The sequence below is a fragment of the Butyrivibrio sp. AE2015 genome (genome assembly GCF_000420825.1).
Lineage (GTDB): Bacteria > Bacillota > Clostridia > Lachnospirales > Lachnospiraceae > Butyrivibrio.
The window spans coordinates 1-15439 of record NZ_ATVR01000018.1 but is presented as its reverse complement, the minus strand read 5'-3'; the positions used below and the strand labels follow the sequence as shown (position 1 = coordinate 15439).

At 38.9% G+C, this 15439-nt stretch carries 16 protein-coding genes; 12 read left to right on the top strand and 4 right to left on the bottom strand.

Annotated features, from left to right (window positions below; translation table 11 throughout):
- Positions 1-8: 8 nt before the first annotated feature.
- On the bottom strand, positions 9-1163 hold the full coding sequence (locus G585_RS0109955) for a glycosyl hydrolase family 8 (protein WP_022774727.1): 1155 nt from the start codon (positions 1161-1163) through the stop codon (positions 9-11).
- A gap of 217 nt (positions 1164-1380) precedes the next feature.
- Between G585_RS0109955 and G585_RS19370 the strand changes: the two genes are divergently transcribed.
- The 3 genes from G585_RS19370 (at position 1381) to G585_RS0109945 (ending at position 2893) form a co-directional block, all read left to right on the top strand.
- Positions 1381-1605, top strand: coding sequence for a hypothetical protein (locus G585_RS19370; RefSeq protein WP_081644813.1), 225 nt, complete (start codon positions 1381-1383; stop codon positions 1603-1605).
- A gap of 78 nt (positions 1606-1683) precedes the next feature.
- Entirely contained in the window at positions 1684-2247 is a 564-nt protein-coding gene (locus G585_RS18950) for a GNAT family N-acetyltransferase (RefSeq protein ID WP_022774725.1), read from the top strand.
- Between the two features lie 82 nt (positions 2248-2329).
- Complete coding sequence (locus G585_RS0109945) at positions 2330-2893, top strand: hypothetical protein (RefSeq protein ID WP_022774724.1); 564 nt, start codon at positions 2330-2332, stop codon at positions 2891-2893.
- Positions 2894-2903: 10 nt separating this feature from the next.
- On the opposite strand, the gene G585_RS0109940 is transcribed toward G585_RS0109945, so the two are convergent.
- The 3 genes from G585_RS0109940 to rbsD all read right to left on the bottom strand — a co-directional run bounded on the left by G585_RS0109940 (position 2904) and on the right by rbsD (position 4462).
- Positions 2904-3668, bottom strand: a complete 765-nt coding sequence (locus G585_RS0109940) for a hypothetical protein (RefSeq protein WP_022774723.1) — start codon at positions 3666-3668, stop codon at positions 2904-2906.
- A 53-nt stretch (positions 3669-3721) separates the two neighbouring features.
- A complete protein-coding gene (locus G585_RS0109935) occupies positions 3722-3991 on the bottom strand; it encodes an atrial natriuretic peptide clearance receptor(ANPRC) (protein WP_022774721.1) in 270 nt (89 codons plus the stop codon).
- An 81-nt stretch (positions 3992-4072) separates the two neighbouring features.
- Positions 4073-4462: a D-ribose pyranase gene (gene rbsD / locus G585_RS0109930; protein WP_022774720.1), complete on the bottom strand. Its 390-nt coding sequence runs from the start codon at positions 4460-4462 to the stop codon at positions 4073-4075.
- Between the two features lie 161 nt (positions 4463-4623).
- Here rbsD and G585_RS0109925 point away from each other — a divergent pair, with 161 nt between their 5' ends.
- The 9 genes from G585_RS0109925 (at position 4624) to G585_RS0109885 (ending at position 14732) form a co-directional block, all read left to right on the top strand.
- The gene (locus G585_RS0109925) at positions 4624-5673 is read left to right on the top strand and encodes a LacI family DNA-binding transcriptional regulator (RefSeq protein WP_022774718.1); all 1050 of its coding nucleotides are present in this window, start codon (positions 4624-4626) and stop codon (positions 5671-5673) included.
- A complete protein-coding gene (locus G585_RS0109920; RefSeq protein ID WP_022774717.1) occupies positions 5651-6577 on the top strand; it encodes an ABC transporter permease in 927 nt (308 codons plus the stop codon). Before G585_RS0109925 ends, G585_RS0109920 begins: the two co-directional genes overlap by 23 nt.
- Before the next feature lie 19 nt (positions 6578-6596).
- Complete coding sequence (locus G585_RS0109915) at positions 6597-7472, top strand: carbohydrate ABC transporter permease (RefSeq protein WP_022774716.1); 876 nt, start codon at positions 6597-6599, stop codon at positions 7470-7472.
- 66 nt (positions 7473-7538) lie between these two features.
- Positions 7539-9227 carry an extracellular solute-binding protein gene (locus G585_RS0109910; RefSeq protein ID WP_022774714.1) on the top strand — a complete coding sequence of 563 codons (1689 nt, stop codon included), beginning with the start codon at positions 7539-7541 and terminating at the stop codon, positions 9225-9227.
- Between the two features lie 12 nt (positions 9228-9239).
- Positions 9240-10130, top strand: a complete 891-nt coding sequence (locus G585_RS0109905) for a nucleoside hydrolase (protein WP_022774713.1) — start codon at positions 9240-9242, stop codon at positions 10128-10130.
- Between the two features lie 16 nt (positions 10131-10146).
- Complete coding sequence (locus tag G585_RS0109900; RefSeq protein ID WP_022774712.1) at positions 10147-11040, top strand: ribokinase; 894 nt, start codon at positions 10147-10149, stop codon at positions 11038-11040.
- A 269-nt stretch (positions 11041-11309) separates the two neighbouring features.
- On the top strand, positions 11310-12647 hold the full coding sequence (locus G585_RS17765; protein ID WP_022774710.1) for a glycoside hydrolase family 53 protein: 1338 nt from the start codon (positions 11310-11312) through the stop codon (positions 12645-12647).
- A gap of 49 nt (positions 12648-12696) precedes the next feature.
- On the top strand, positions 12697-13872 hold the full coding sequence (locus tag G585_RS0109890) for an iron-containing alcohol dehydrogenase (protein WP_022774709.1): 1176 nt from the start codon (positions 12697-12699) through the stop codon (positions 13870-13872).
- Positions 13873-13973: 101 nt separating this feature from the next.
- Entirely contained in the window at positions 13974-14732 is a 759-nt protein-coding gene (locus tag G585_RS0109885) for a hypothetical protein (RefSeq protein WP_022774708.1), read from the top strand.
- The last annotated feature ends 707 nt before the right edge of the window (positions 14733-15439 follow it).

The window sequence follows — 15439 nt, the reverse complement described above, 5'->3', positions numbered from 1 at the left end:
AAGTCAGTTTACCAGATTCGATAATTACCTGAAAGAGCCAAAAAAGCAAATATATACAGGCAATTGTCGTAATACCTGCGGACGCCCTTTCTAAGGGGCTGATTCCAGAACCAGTTAACCCATTTTTTGGCAATTTCAAAATCAGAATCCTTTTCTTCACTATAAGTAACAGTAAGCGCTCCCTGAGCGATTGTGGCAAGTAAGCCTACAGGATGAAGGACACATTTTTCAACCGGAGTCCCATCGACTTTGTAAGTACATCTGCCTGCTTCAAGGTCAGTGCCGAAAAATTGCATCATGCGAAGTGGAACAGAGAGCTGCCCTTCATCATCGCCAAACCACACCGCATCAATGCCGATATTTGCTGCGGTTCTGTATGCATCGCTAAAGAAATTACCATAATATCCCCATGGAAGCTCCTCATCAAGTGGAAAACCATCGAAATTAGCATATTCCGAGCTAAGGCCGGTAACAGGATGGCATGCTTTTGCAAGGTATTTTCTGCTGACATCTGCAGCTTTTTTAAAGAATTCTCTGTCCTCTTCATATGCCCACAGTGAAAAGAGCTCATAGAAATGAGGAAGATGATAGGACGGGTCTGTAAATGGGCTCCCCGGAACGAACAAAATCTGATGATTTTCCTTATTCCACATTGTAGTTCCAGGTCTTCCATTTTCACCCTTATGAAGGCAGGCTCTTAACAAATCCTTAGCTTCCCTTGAATATTCAAAAATTCCTTCACCGTCACCCCACCTGTGAGAAGCAAAGAAAAGAGCCATGGCAAAAAACTCTTCCCCGTCAGGAGCAGGGCCGTAGGCGTTTTTGGTGCCGTCAGTCTGGCATGACCAGGCAAAATAGCCCTCATTTTCGCCATCTTCCATATACATATATGTCTTTGCCCATTTCCAGATGCGGTCAAATTCTTCCTTCATGTTGAGCTGTACGCACATCATCATGCCATAAGACATTCCCTCAGTTCTGGCATCGTTATTGCCGGTATCTGTAAGATACCCCATCTTATCCGGAGCTTCGTGATAAATTCTTTCTTTTTCATCGTAGAAAAAAGTCTTCACGATTTCTTTTAACCTATCTTCAATTTCCTTATCTGTTTTTCCTATTTCTTTAAAGATATTTCTGTAAATTCCGCTTTTAAATGCCCCCATTGCTGTCTTTCCTCCAAAAAAAAATCCTTCCGCTACTTTGTATTATCCTATACAAAGCATCCCAAAGGCTTATCTTTTATTGCTCAATTGTGCCCAAATAGGCAAAAATGAATTATTTGTGAAATTGTTGACCATTAAAATCCATTCTGATAATATCTTACACACTGCGCAAAGCTTTTTTACGCAGTGGATTTTTTTAGAATAGGATTTATTGTTCATGGCTATTAATCATAAGCGTCTCTGCATGAACTGTGGCAGATCATTTATGCCCAGAGACGGCAGCGGAGTATTTTGCTCTGCAAGTTGTAAAAAGATGTACTGTTATCACACTACATTCAGATGCATTGACTGCAGAAACGCAAGCTGCACGGTAAGGAATAATGCCCTTATCAATGCTCCATGTAATTGTGAGAATCTTTTAAATAAAAACAGAGTAGGATGAATCCGGAATCAATTTTGAGCGTATAATGACTATAGGGAAAAGATATAACGCCCAATATATATGACTGGAGCATTGTCAGTGAAATTAAACCTTTTGAATATTGATGAGATAAAACAGATCTATGAGACAAGGATGGTCATAGATTTCCCAAAGGCAGAGCTCAAACCTCTAAAAAACATAATCGAGGCAGTAAATTCCGGAATATATGAATGCCTTGGATTATTTGAGGGCGGAGAGTGCATTGGGTATACATTCCTCGTAAAACAGGATGAAAGCTTCCTGATCGATTACATAGCTATCTACCCGGATAAAAGAAATAATGGAGTCGGAAGTCAATTGCTCAGGCACTTATATGAGTATTTAGCTGCTGCTAAAGTTGTGATCCTGGAAGTTGAAGATCCTCAATATGCAAAAAGTGCTGAAGAAAAAGACATACAGACACGGCGCCTTGGCTTCTATATGAGAAACGGATGCGTTGATACAAGGCTTCGTGTAAGGTGTTTTGGCGTTCCCTTTATAATCCTGTCACTGGGAAAAGAAAATGGTGGCGAGCCGGATTTCCTTTGGGACTTGTACAACTCCCATTATAAGGCAGTACTGCCTAAAGAGATGTATGAGAAAATATTGAAAGAATATGATTGAAAAATTAGAGAAGAAAGAGTAGTTTGAGATATAGAGGCCTTGGCCTCTATATTTTTTTGTAACAAAAAATCGGGAGGATTTTATGAAAAGTAATTTAAAAGTTTTATTATTCGACAGAGTGATGCCTATAGCATACATTGAGATGATAGCGGGAGCAGCAATGGCTGTTTTACCAACGCTTTATATGATTCTTAACATCAGTCTCTTTACAACCAGTAAGGGTGCTCTTTCTGATCTTGGCATTGTTATGATCATCGTTGCCACCGTATTATTCTTTGTGGGATTAGCTTTTTTTGCAGGCGGAAGTTATATGAGCAGTCTTTGCAAGCATGGTTTCCTGGCTGCCAGAAACGGAAAGGTGTACACCTTTAGCCTTAACAGTAAAAGAACAGCCGAAAACAAGATCCCAGGTATCGGAACTGTAGGAAAAGCCATAAACAGCGCTATCTATGTGAGCAATAAAGCAAAATATAATGAACAGATGGACGCACTAAAGGAATCATCAGAGCTCTACGAGACAGTTAATAAGGCCCTCGATGAGCATTATTCTTTCCTGTATTCAATTCGAGATATAAATGCTAAAGGATATACTTCTTTTGAGAAGAAAGCACTTCTTAGAGAGTATGCACGACTTGATAGATTATAATGGCAACGCGCTACTTTTCTTTCACATTAAAATCAGCGTTTGAAGAGATTGCTTTGGTATAGCATAGATCAAAGCTCTTTTCTCCATCAATGAAATTATTATTCCATATAAAACTGCTATTTTCATTTTGCACATATACGTTGTATTTAACGGTTCCGTCAGAAAGTAGCTGAAGGTCCTTAATGTAGTAGAATACATAGGTTTCGATTGAATCAGAGTTCTTGTGCCAGGTGTCTTTATACACAAAGACCAGGCGGTTGTCGTCACCCTCTTTGGCTGTAAGAAGATAGCTGGCGCATAACTCAGGGGTGTCTGCAGTCAATCCGTTTATTGTACTGATGTCGATTCCTTTTTGAGCAGCGTCCATGGCAAGATTTTGTATTTCATCAAATTGATCATCCGGTATTTCTGAAAAATCGGACACATAGGTTATTGATGCAGCTTTACTTTCCTCAAAAGAAGCCGAATCTTCCTGATTTTTCTGCTCCTCTTTGGAATTGATAATATAGACAGCAACGATAACAAAGATGACGATCAGAAGAGTAAAACAGGCTATGAGCCTGGATTTTTTCGCATCTTTTCTTATTTTATCCTGATGCTCGAACTTTTCTCTTTGCATCTGGAGTTCGATGCGGCTTTTGTCCATTGCAGCATCTTCTTCATCATAATCAATCGCAAAGGTTGTCTGACAGTAGCGGCATTTCATCAGTCCTTCTCCTGCAGCTTCTACGTCAGAACCCATACAATTTGGGCATTTTATTTCATTTAATTTCATTGCTTGATTCCCCACATTCCCAACATTTTCAATCCTGTAAAAGATCTAATGTATCAGATCCAATCATAATCTCCGCCGGTCACAGCTAAGGATAGAAGTGCATCCATGCGCTCAACTTCTTCTTTTCCCTCAACAACCTGCAAAAGCTTGGCTGTTTCTTTTACGACCGGCATTTCCTCATCAGGACCTATTTCCATGTCAGGTTCTTTGCCACAGTATGGGCAAACGATACTTGGGCCAACCTTTGTTGATAAGAATCTATTAGCACATTCGCTGCATTCATAGAATCCAGCAAGTGTAGTTCCCTCTGGTACGTAATACATCATTTTCCTCCTGTATTTTGAAAGAATGCTTTTTCCTGATTGAGTATACCACAAATAGGGGAGCCAACAACTTGCTAAAGTTTAAAATATAGTTTTGGCTTGCAATATAACGTTCGCATATGGTGTGCACTCGCCTGTACGGACGAATGCATAGCAGTCCCGAGACTTTTCCTTTAATTCTTCATGTGTAATAGATTCTTTTTCTATATCAGTTTTTTCTATTACATTAATAACCGGAGCATTAGCTGTCGCAGTTTCTTTTGCGTAATACAGTTTTTCAAAGGGAGAATTCCTGATTATCTCGTTATAGACTGTTAGAAAATCAATACATCCGGGAATGAACGAAAGATCGATTATTGTTTTGCCTGCAGGAATAGGAAGCCCACAGTCACAAATGCAGATGGTCTGTGTATGTCCCAATTTGCTTAAAACGTAGAGAAGTTCACTGTTCAATATCTTGTCATATGTCATGATCGTTACCTCCCAACTAAAAAAAGTATCACAAAATAAAAATATAATGTCAACGCTAAAATGTTTTAGCACTAAATCTTTCGGTGAAGACCTCAAAATATTGAAAACGTTAAAACGTAAGTTTATGATTATGTTAAATCGTTTTAGCAGAGGAATATGACATGGAGAGAACAACGATAAAAAACATAGCAGAACAAGCTGGAGTTTCAATTACAACAGTTTCATGTGTGTTAAACGGGCGCGAGATGCGTATTTCAAATGCTACGAAGAAAAAAGTCATAAAGATAGCAAATGAACTTGACTATCATCCTAATCAGCTCGCAGTTGGACTTATTACAAAAAAAACAAATACTATTGGGCTGATCATTCCGGATATTAGTAATACTTTCTTTGGAGAGCTTGCGAAGGGCGCTGAAAACAGAGCAGCTGAGCTTGGATACAATGTATTTCTATGCAATACCAATGATTCAACAGAAAAAGATCTTGATTACCTAAGAGCACTACTGGATAGAGGAGTAGATGGCGTGATTTTGGTCCCGTCAGGGCGAGGAAAAGATGAAAAAAGCCCAGAATGCTTTAAGCTGTTGGATAGTTGCCAGAAATCCTTTGTTATATTAGACAGGACAAAAACCGGCGATAAATACTTGGGGATTTCGTTGGACCATAAAGGTGGAGGATTTATCGCTACTGATTACCTGATTAAAAATGGTCATAAGAAAATTGGATGTATCACAGGCCCACTTGGAATGCTTAATTCTTATCGAAGATACCAGGGGTATGTCGAAGCTCTTTCAAAAGCCGGAATAAAGTACGATGATTGCTTGGTTAAAGAAGGAAATTATCATATAAGTGATGGAGTTGAGCTTGCAGAAAGCCTTTTCAGAAAAAAAGTAACGGCTATATTTGCTTGTAATGATCTAATGGCCTTTGGAGTATTTCAGGCAGCTCGAAAAAGGGGGCTGCGAATCCCAGAGGATTTATCAATAGTTGGCTTTGATGATATAACCTATTCAGAATTCATGGAAGTTCCGCTTACTACTATTCGTCAACCTGCATTGGAAATGGGGAAATGTGCAGTGGAAAAAGTAGTAGAAATGATAAATAACCCCGATTATAAAAGGGATAAGATCATTTTCGAGCCAAAACTCATCGAACGTAATAGTGTAAAAAATATTGGAGGGGATACAGATGGAAGTAAGGAAAGGGCATAGGAAGCGAATTAATTATTCAGTCTTTATCATGGCTATGCTTGGGGTGATTTTTTTAGTTGTCTTTTGCTATATGCCAATGCTTGGAATTATCATAGGTTTCAAGGATATGGACTATGCGATGAATATCAGTAGAGCCCTTGGAACATCAAAGTTTGTTGGATTTCAAAACTTTAAAGCATTTTTGAATGATCCAGACTTTAAAGCTATCATGACAAATACGATAGGTCTTAACGTCTTACAGCTTATAATATCTTTCCCGGTTCCAATTATCTTTGCTTTACTTTTAAATGAACTTAGCTTTGAAAGATTAAAAAAGATTGTCCAGAGTGTCACGTATTTTCCTTACTTTATTTCATGGGTCGTTTTTGGAGGAATATTGATAGGTCTTTTATCTCCTGAAGGAGGTGCCGTCAATCAGGTTCTAAGATCCCTTCATATAATTGCTGAACCAATAGCCTTTACATCTAAGCCGGAGTATTTTTGGGGAATTGTTATAGTCAGCGCCATAATAAAAGGACTCGGATGGGGCGCTGTTATTTATATAGCAGCTATTGCGGGGATAGACCCATCTTTATACGATGCTGCAAGAATTGATGGTGCAGGAAGGTTTCAGAAAACTGTTTATGTCACTATCCCCTGCATTACAGGAACTATTGTGGTAATGCTTCTTTTGGCAGTGAGCGGTTTATTATCGTCTAATTTTGATCAGATATTTGTTCTTCAGAATCCTCTTAATATTTCAAAAAGTGAAGTACTTGATACTTACATATATAAGATAGGCGTAGCTCAGAGAAGGTATTCATTTACTACGGCCGTTGGTTTGTTTAAATCAATAATATCGCTTATTCTCATATCTTTAGGCAATTTCATTTCAAATAAGCTATTAGGAAGAGGCTTGTACTAGATTGTAGGGGGATAAAGAAGTGAAAAAGAAAATCGAGCCATTTGAAGTGATAGTTTCAATCTTTATGATCTTAATTTCTTTAATATGCATTTTTCCATTCATTTACGTATTAGCTGGTTCACTGAACGAGGGAATGGACTATATGAGAGGCGGGATTTATTTCTTTCCTCGAAAGCTTTCTTTTGATAATTACAGAATGGTTTTTAATGATAAAAGACTCTTGATCGGAATAAAAAACACTTGTCTCAGAACGGTCATTGGAACGGTCACAGGCACATATTTTACAGCTTTGGTCGCATATGGAATGAGCAGAAAGGATCTGATTTTCAGAAAGCAGATTTATTGGTTCAATATTTTTACCATGTTCTTTGGCGGGGGAATGATCCCAACTTATCTGGTCTTTAGTAAGTTACACCTGATCAATTCATTTTTGGTGTATATTATTCCTTCATTGTATTCAGTTTTTAACATGATAATTTTTTCAAATTTTTATAATGAAATTCCGGAAGAAATACATGAAGCCGGGGCGATTGACGGCGCAAGTGAATGGCAGATTTTTTACAAACTCTATCTTCCTTCATCAGGACCGGTTCTTGCAACTATAGCTCTTTGGATTGGAGTTTTCCATTGGAATTCTTTCTTTGACTCAATGGTATATACATCGAATAGTAACCTACAAACACTGCAACTATTCCTTGTAAAATTGATAAAAGAGGCATCGATGGCGGAAGGTGAAGCGGCAACAAAGGTCCCGGCGCAGGTTGTTAGAACTACTAGTATTACAACAATAAGATATGCAGCGATAGTAATAAACATGCTACCTGTGCTTTTTGTTTTTCCTTTTGTTCAAAAGTATCTTTCAAAAGGAGTAATAATTGGAGCTGTGAAAGGTTAAAAAGCAAAGAGATGCGCGCCTTTTTGCAAGTAGCCTTATAGCAATTATAAAAATGGAGGTTTTTGTATGAAAAGAAAATCTGTATTGTTTTTAGCATTATCACTGATAATTTCATGTGTAGCAGGATGCGGAAGCACTGCTGGTGAAGTAACAAGTGGATCATCAAACGAAACAGTATCAAATAGCACCGTACAGAAAGAGGATAATACTACAGAGGAATCATCTGGAGAGATAACAGAAATCAACTGGTATGTTGATCTTCCTTATTGGTCTTGGGGTGGAGTTGGTTTTGGGGAGGACTTAACTTCTCAAATGATCATGGATGCTACAGGAGTTAAGATCAATTTCATAGTTCCTGCAAGTGATGATAGCGAACAGCTTTCTGCAATGATAGCATCGGATGAGATGGCTGATATAATCACGGTTGAAGGTTGGTGGGATGATAGTTCTAGAATGCTTACATATCAGATGGCAACTGAAGGGTATATTTGGTCATATAACGATCTTATGGATGAGTATTGTCCTGAGATGAAAGATAATATAAGGGATGATGTATTTGACTGGTTCGCTGAATCTGATGGAAAAACCTATCTTCTTCCTAACTTTGCATATTCTAATGAAGATCTTGACGAAGGAGAACAACTTCTTCCAAATGGATGCATAACTATACGAAAAGATTTATATGAAGCAATTGGTTCACCTGATATGTCAACACCGGAAGGATTTCTGGATGCCTGCCTTAAAGTTAAAAATGAGATAGGACAGTATCAGGGACAAGACATCATTCCAATTCAGCTATATGAAGGTGTCGGAAACTCAATCCTTTGGTTGTCACAGTATTTCGCTACCCCTTATGAAGATGAAAATGGAAACTATGTTTACGATTTTACAAACGAAAATTATAAAGAAGCATTGCAGTTCCTTAATAAAGCTTACAATATGGGACTGATTTCGGATGCAAATTTCTCAGATACAAGAGAACTTGTAAATGAGAAGATAGCAAGTGGACGCGTATTCTGTCAGATAACAGCGCCTCAGGATTTTGTTGCACCAATGGAAACACTATATGATTCAGACAATAATGCAGTATATGTACCGGTTGTACTTAAGAACAGTAAGGGTGAAGATCCGGTACTACAGGACATCAGGGGATTTGGCTGGCTTACAACCTGCGTCTCCAAGAGCACTAAGCATCCAAAGGAAATTGCCAAGCTCATTAACTGGCTTTTAAGTGACGAGGGCCAAATGGCAACAACATATGGAAAAGAGGGCGTTACATATAATCTTGTTGATGGAAAAGCTGTTTTCACAGATGAATATAATGATGCATTAGCATCAGGAGATACAAAGAAGTATAGCCTTAGTGCTATGAATCTTTTGGCTAACTACGCATTTACAAGGCATTTTGAAACTGATCCTACAGACCCAAAGATTCTTGCTACTCGCGACACTATAGTTAAACGACCGATGATGAAATATGCGTATGACTTTAATGCTGCAGGACTGAAATTTGATCCAACTGATTCAAGAAAGCAGGAAATGTCACAACTTAGCGTAAAGATTGCTGAGTTCAGAACAAGCGCTATTGCACAGCTTGTTGTTGCACCTGAAGCTGACTTTGAATCTTTATATGACAAAGATGTGGAGACCCTTAAGTCAATGGGACTTGATAAGCTTGTTGAGTACGATAATGATGGATTCCAAAATGCAAAAAAGGCCTTAGGAATTGAGAGAAGCTGGCCAAAATATAAATAAAGGATGACAAAAATGACTGCTAAAGAAAAAATAATAATTGATACTGATATCGGTGATGACATCGACGATGCTTTTGCCATAGTTTTGGCCACATTATCCGATGAAATAGAGCTTCTTGGTATAACGACTGTATTTAGGAATTCGAGCTTGCGTGCAAAAATGGCTAAGGCACTTCTTGACTCTTATGGAGTAAGAAACATTCCTGTGTATGCAGGATGTGATATTCCACTGCTTGCTACTGAGAGTATAGATAGCTTTACTCCATGCCAGTACGATGAAAAAAGTATGTCATCATTTGATTATGAGCAGGGCTGGGGGCCGGATTTCATAATTGAGTCTGTTTTGAAGTATCCGGGAGAAATTACACTTGTCCCTATAGGGCCTTTGACAAATATTGCTATGGCAGTCAGAAAAAGACCGGAAATTATCTCAAAAATCAAGAGAATAGTACTTATGGGTGGATTTATTACAGAGGATGTTCCCGAGTGGAACATTCTCTGTGATCCTGAAGCTGCCAGAGTGGTATATACATGTGGAGCGCCTGTATATGCGGTTGGGCTTGATGTAACTATGAAATGCAAACTTGTTCAGTCTGATGTTGAGGAGTTTAGAAGTATCGGAAGCCGTGGATCTATCGTGCTTTCTCATATGTTGGATGATTGGTATAATCACTATAAATTTGAATGTCCTGTTCTTCACGATCCATTGACTGTAGGAACTCTAATTGATGAATCATTTGTTGAGTTCGAGAAGTCAGAAGTAAAAGTCCTTTTGACTGGAAATGATCGCGGAAAAACAATAAGACTCAAAAGTTCTGAAGAAGGCTCTTCAACAATAAATATAGCAATTGATACAGACTCCAGGAGATATCTTTCACTATTTAAGCAAAGACTATTTATCTAGCTACGGAGGTGGCAAAATGAAAATATTAAACTATGGCTCATTAAACATTGATAGAGTTTACCAGGTAGAGCATTTTGTCACACCGGGTGAGACAATTTCTTCAACTAAGATGGATATATTTCCGGGTGGAAAAGGTCTGAATCAGTCAATTGCGCTTGCCAGGGCAGGAGCTAATGTTTACCATGCAGGAACTATAGGAGAGGATGGCCTTTTTTTAAAAGAAGCATTGGAAAAAAGCGGAGTAGATTGCAGATACATTGAAGTCTCGGATTCTCCAACAGGACACGCAAATATTCAGGTAGATAAAAAAGGTGAAAACGCGATCATCCTATTCAAAGGAAGCAATTTTGAAAATTCAAAAGATCAGATGTATAAAGTGATTGATGATTTTTCTGAGGGAGATGTTCTCGTACTTCAAAATGAAATAAACGACATTGATTACCTTATGACTCTAGCAAAACAAAAGGGCATGAAAATAATGCTCAATCCTTCACCTATGAATGATGAGTTGCGAAATCTTGACCTGTCATCAGTGACATGGCTGATTCTCAACGAGATAGAAGGAAACGCGCTGACGGGAGAACAGGATAAGGACAAAATTCTGAAGGAATTATCTCAAAAATATCCTGACACAGCAATAATCCTTACGCTAGGGAGTAATGGAGCTTTTTATCAGGATAAAAACGTCACTTATTTTCAGCCTTGCTTTGAGTGCAAGGTTGTTGATACCACGGCTGCAGGCGATACCTTTACTGGTTATTTTCTCGCAGGAATAGCAGCTGGTTTAAGTCAAAATGACGCAATGGAACAGGCTGCTATGGCTGCTTCAATTGCAGTATCAAGAGTAGGGGCATCTTCATCAATTCCGGATTATGAGGAAGTAGTAGGTCAAATAAATAATCATAACTAAAACTGCCAAACTGTATATTCATTCGTATAATTAATCATCAAACAATTGAGGAGGATAAAAAGATGAATATATTGTTTAAAATCCTAATGATGATTAAGTTAAGAAATAGAAGATACATTACCTGTTCTTTTCACAGATGAACAAAGGTAAAGAGGAGACATTTCTCCTCTTATTTTTTTTGTATTGCCATTTTGATGAGAAAATCACACTAAAAATGTATATAATTAATACTGCTGATTGAAAATAACTACATTTTTAGGGGAATAAAGATGAAAAAAGGAAAGATGGAAAAAGTATTGTGCTGCGTTATTAGCGTGGCGTTGTTGATGACGGGATGTTCTAATGCCGGTAAGCCCACCGGGAAACAGGGCAGCACATTAGAAGAATCGGCACAACTGTTAAGTAGTGAAGAAGAGAGCTCTTCTACCGATACTTCTGAAAACACCGAGTCTGAAACAGATTGGAAAGTGGCAATTAAAGATCTTCCTGATGATTTTATATTAGGAATGGATGCCTCTTCTGTTCTTGTAGAGGAGAACAGTGGTGTGAAATACTACGGATTTGACGGTCAGGAACAGGATGTATTCAAGACATTGTCGGAAGCTGGGATAAATTATATCAGGTTGCGCGTGTGGAATGATCCATATGATTCAGACGGTAATGGCTACGGGGGAGGTAACAATGATGTTCCTACAGCCATTGAACTTGGAAAAAGAGCTACCAAATACGGAATGAAGGTTTGTATTGATTTCCACTATTCAGATTTCTGGGCAGATCCCAAAAGGCAGCATGCTCCTAAAGCGTGGGAGGGTATGGAACTTGAGGAAAAGAGCGAGGCACTCTATGACTTTACTAAAGAATCCTTAAGTCAGATGCTTGATGCTGGTGTCGATGTAGGAATGGTTCAAGTTGGAAATGAGATAAACTATGGAATGTCCGGAGAAACCAAACTGGAAAATGTAATTACTCTTCTTAAATCCGGAAGTAAGGCGGTCAGGGAAGTTTCTAAAGAATATGATAATGACATGAGCATAGTCGTTCACTACACGAGAATAACAGATAAAGCAGATGTCCTTGATCTTGTGTCCAAGCTTGTTGATAATGACCTTGATTTTGACATGATTGGAATGTCTTATTATCCATTCTGGGATGGAAGCATGGAAAATATGAGCCGCGTTCTGGAATTGATACAGGAGAGATATGGAAAGAAGGCTTTTTTGGCTGAAACATCATATGCTTATACAACAGAAGATGGAGATGGATCCGGTAATAGTTTTGGTTCAAATGATGCAGTAGAGGGCTATGAAGTATCTGTTGATGGACAAGCATCTATTTTGTACGATATCTGTAAGCATGTAAATGAAGTTGGAGCCACAGGAATATTCTACTGGGAAGGCACTTGGATTCCTGTAGGTCCTGCCTCTTCAGACAATTCACCAATCTGGGAAAAATATGGCAGTGGCTGGGCCAGCAGCTTTGCTTCAGATTATGATCCTGAAGATGCCGGAAAATACTATGGCGGCTGTTCATGGGATAATCAGGCCATGTTTGATTTTGAAGGAAATCCGCTTGAATCACTGAAAGTGTTTAAGTACATGAGAGAATGATCAAGGTGAGAATGACAGTCAGCAGATGTGTAACGAATAGGAGGAATATATGGAAAATTTCAAATTTTACGCACCAACCGAGGTGATTTTTGGAAAAGATGTAGAAAAGCAGACTGGCGAAACTGCATGTAAATATGGAAAGAAAGCACTTCTTGTATATGGCAAGGGAAGCGTTATAAAGAGCGGACTTCTTGGCAGAGTAGAAAAGTCTTTGGCCGATGCCGGCGTTGAATATAAAGAATTTGGAGGCGCTAAGCCAAATCCCACTTTGGCACATGCCGAAGAAGGTATAAAAGAGGCATTATCTTTTGGCGCAGATATGATAATAGGCGTAGGCGGCGGAAGTGCCATAGATACTGCAAAGGCAATCGCACATGGAACTGCCAATTCCGATCAGGATTTGTGGTCATTATGGACAAGGAAGGTTCCACTTACCAAGTCTCTTCCGGTGGGCGCTGTCCTTACAATTGCAGCTGCAGGCAGCGAAATGAGCGATTCTGCAGTTTTGACCAATGAAGACCTGGGTAAGAAAGCCGGCATCAACACTGATTTCAACAGATGCAGGTTTGCAATCGTAAATCCTGCCCTTGGAATGACTCTCCCCAAAAACCAGCTGTCAGCCGGCGTAACAGATATAATGATGCACACAATGGAGAGATACTTTATTCCGGATATTCAGTGTGATATGACAGATGAGATCGCTGAGGGACTTCTTCGCACAGTTATTAAGAATGGTAAAAAAATAGTGGAAGATCCGTCTGACTATAATGCTATGTGCGAAGTTTTCTGGGCATCAAGCCTTTCTCATAACAATCTTACAGAATGCGGAAGAGGAAAGGATTTTTCTGTTCATAAGTTGGGACATGCCCTTTCTGCCCGCTATGATGTGACACACGGTGATTCCCTTTCTGCAGTCTGGGGTTCATGGGCAAAAGAACTGTATAAGGGTGCGGTGCCTCGTTTTGCAAGATTTGCCGAAAAGGTTTGGGGAATCTGTGAAAGTGACGAAGTAAAGACAGCTCTTTTAGGCATAGAAAAAACAGTAGATTTCTTTAAGAGCATTGGAATGCCTGTAAGTTTGAAGGACCTTGGAATAGATCCTTCCGATGCAGATCTGGAGGCTCTATCTCTTGACGCAACCATGCAGGGGACAGTTAAGCTTTCAAGAATAAGGCCACTTGATGCAAACGATGTTAAAAAGATCTACGAAGCCGCTAGGGAATGATCATACGGAAAAATATAAAAGACAACTTATGTGCCCGATTATCAAATCTTTCGTATAAAGTATTGTGATTCATATAGTGAATAATTACTGAGGGGGAAATTATGGATAACAATGTAAAAATGGTTCCAGCGATCTGTACACAGTGTGGCGGAACAGTTGAGGTTGATAAGACGAAAGAGGAAGCAAAGTGCCCTTTTTGCGGGACTTCTTTTGTGATTGAAAAGGCCATAAACAATTACAATGTGAAATATGCAACTATCGAGCACGCTGATAATGTAAATATCGATGTTACCGGAGCTGTTAAGGAAGTTCTTGATTTTGCGGGCACTCAGATGAGTGAGTCCAGAAAGGTAAGATCAGAACAGAGAAAGATAGATTCTGAGCTGCACAGCAAGAATACCATTGCATTTTTTAAGCTCTACGGCTTTATGTTTGCAGGGATGCTTGTCTTTGGACTGATCGCATTTATAATAATGCAGTTTACGGGGAATACCGGAGATGATGAACAGGTTGAAGAAGCAGGAACATCTGTTATCGAGTGCCAGGTTAAAGAGGGAGCTCTTTTTACTGATATAGACATAAGCGATGATCTTGAATGGAAATACCAGGATTTTGACAGCTATGGGGTGTCTCTTTCTTCTGAAGACAGCTATGTAAATAGTTATCATAGCTACATAGTACCAAATAACACTTTCGATGAAGGGGTAGGATATGCTATTACAGCCGGCTTTGACAGAATGACCATGGCCAGCGATCCTTCATACTATAGCGTTGTGAAGGTATATATAGATAATTATCAGATTATAAATGCCGATGATCCGGTTATTGTCGAAAGTTTATCTGATTATAGTTACGAGTAATGAAATTTTTGAGAGCATTTAAGCAAGGGATTTTTTCTTCTTGCCTAAATGCTCTTTTTTTGCATATGCGTAAGTAAATGCGGACAGTGTGGCGATTCTTTTATTATAAGAAAAGCTTAGATTGCGGCTGAGTACGCCACCATTGACTGAGCCTGAGGCAAACGCCGTCTATACCTCGCCGACGGTGAGGATGATGGGAACAGTAGATTTAATCTCACCGTCAGATTCAGCATTGTAGCGTTTTCCTCAGAACCCGTCAATGGCAAGCACCTTACGGTGTGGCTGGTTTAAGGTGCCTCGGGTTCCAATTCCTAGAACAGTAGAGGCGGCTGAAATTGAATCAACATGGGCCTTGGAGAAGATTAGAAAACATAAGGTTTTATACCCATCTTATTGTAAAATACATGACCTGATCGGTATATTTCTTTTATTCGGATCATATTTTTGTTCGTCCATAATGTTGTATGTGGGATAAGTGCGGAAGAATTGTAATATTTTTCCCACTTTTATACTTGCCTTGGTTAAATTTGTGGGATAAGAAGAACCATTTTATAACACTTATCCCACATCGGATTGAAAAAGTAAAAATGGGCATATAGCCGTTTTTTTTAGGCCGGAAGTTTTTTAAGCGCTATATGCCCAAATCATCCTTTTCATCTAAACGTCAATGATTGTTTTATAAAAAGAAAGCATGTGTACAGAAAAAA

Excerpts from the sequence above, each read along its gene's own strand:
- G585_RS0109920 (WP_022774717.1), top strand. The coding sequence starts at position 5,651 with ATGGAAGTAAGGAAAGGGCATAGGAAGCGAATTAATTATTCAGTCTTT.
- G585_RS0109905 (WP_022774713.1), top strand. The coding sequence starts at position 9,240 with ATGACTGCTAAAGAAAAAATAATAATTGATACTGATATCGGTGATGAC.
- G585_RS0109935 (WP_022774721.1), bottom strand. The coding sequence starts at position 3,991 with ATGTATTACGTACCAGAGGGAACTACACTTGCTGGATTCTATGAATGC.
- G585_RS0109925 (WP_022774718.1), top strand. The coding sequence starts at position 4,624 with ATGGAGAGAACAACGATAAAAAACATAGCAGAACAAGCTGGAGTTTCA.
- G585_RS0109955 (WP_022774727.1), bottom strand. The coding sequence starts at position 1,163 with ATGGGGGCATTTAAAAGCGGAATTTACAGAAATATCTTTAAAGAAATA.
- G585_RS0109940 (WP_022774723.1), bottom strand. The coding sequence starts at position 3,668 with ATGAAATTAAATGAAATAAAATGCCCAAATTGTATGGGTTCTGACGTA.
- G585_RS0109890 (WP_022774709.1), top strand. The coding sequence starts at position 12,697 with ATGGAAAATTTCAAATTTTACGCACCAACCGAGGTGATTTTTGGAAAA.
- G585_RS0109910 (WP_022774714.1), top strand. The coding sequence starts at position 7,539 with ATGAAAAGAAAATCTGTATTGTTTTTAGCATTATCACTGATAATTTCA.
- G585_RS0109885 (WP_022774708.1), top strand. The coding sequence starts at position 13,974 with ATGGATAACAATGTAAAAATGGTTCCAGCGATCTGTACACAGTGTGGC.
- G585_RS17765 (WP_022774710.1), top strand. The coding sequence starts at position 11,310 with ATGAAAAAAGGAAAGATGGAAAAAGTATTGTGCTGCGTTATTAGCGTG.
- G585_RS0109900 (WP_022774712.1), top strand. The coding sequence starts at position 10,147 with ATGAAAATATTAAACTATGGCTCATTAAACATTGATAGAGTTTACCAG.
- G585_RS0109945 (WP_022774724.1), top strand. The coding sequence starts at position 2,330 with ATGAAAAGTAATTTAAAAGTTTTATTATTCGACAGAGTGATGCCTATA.
- G585_RS19370 (WP_081644813.1), top strand. The coding sequence starts at position 1,381 with ATGGCTATTAATCATAAGCGTCTCTGCATGAACTGTGGCAGATCATTT.
- rbsD (WP_022774720.1), bottom strand. The coding sequence starts at position 4,462 with ATGACATATGACAAGATATTGAACAGTGAACTTCTCTACGTTTTAAGC.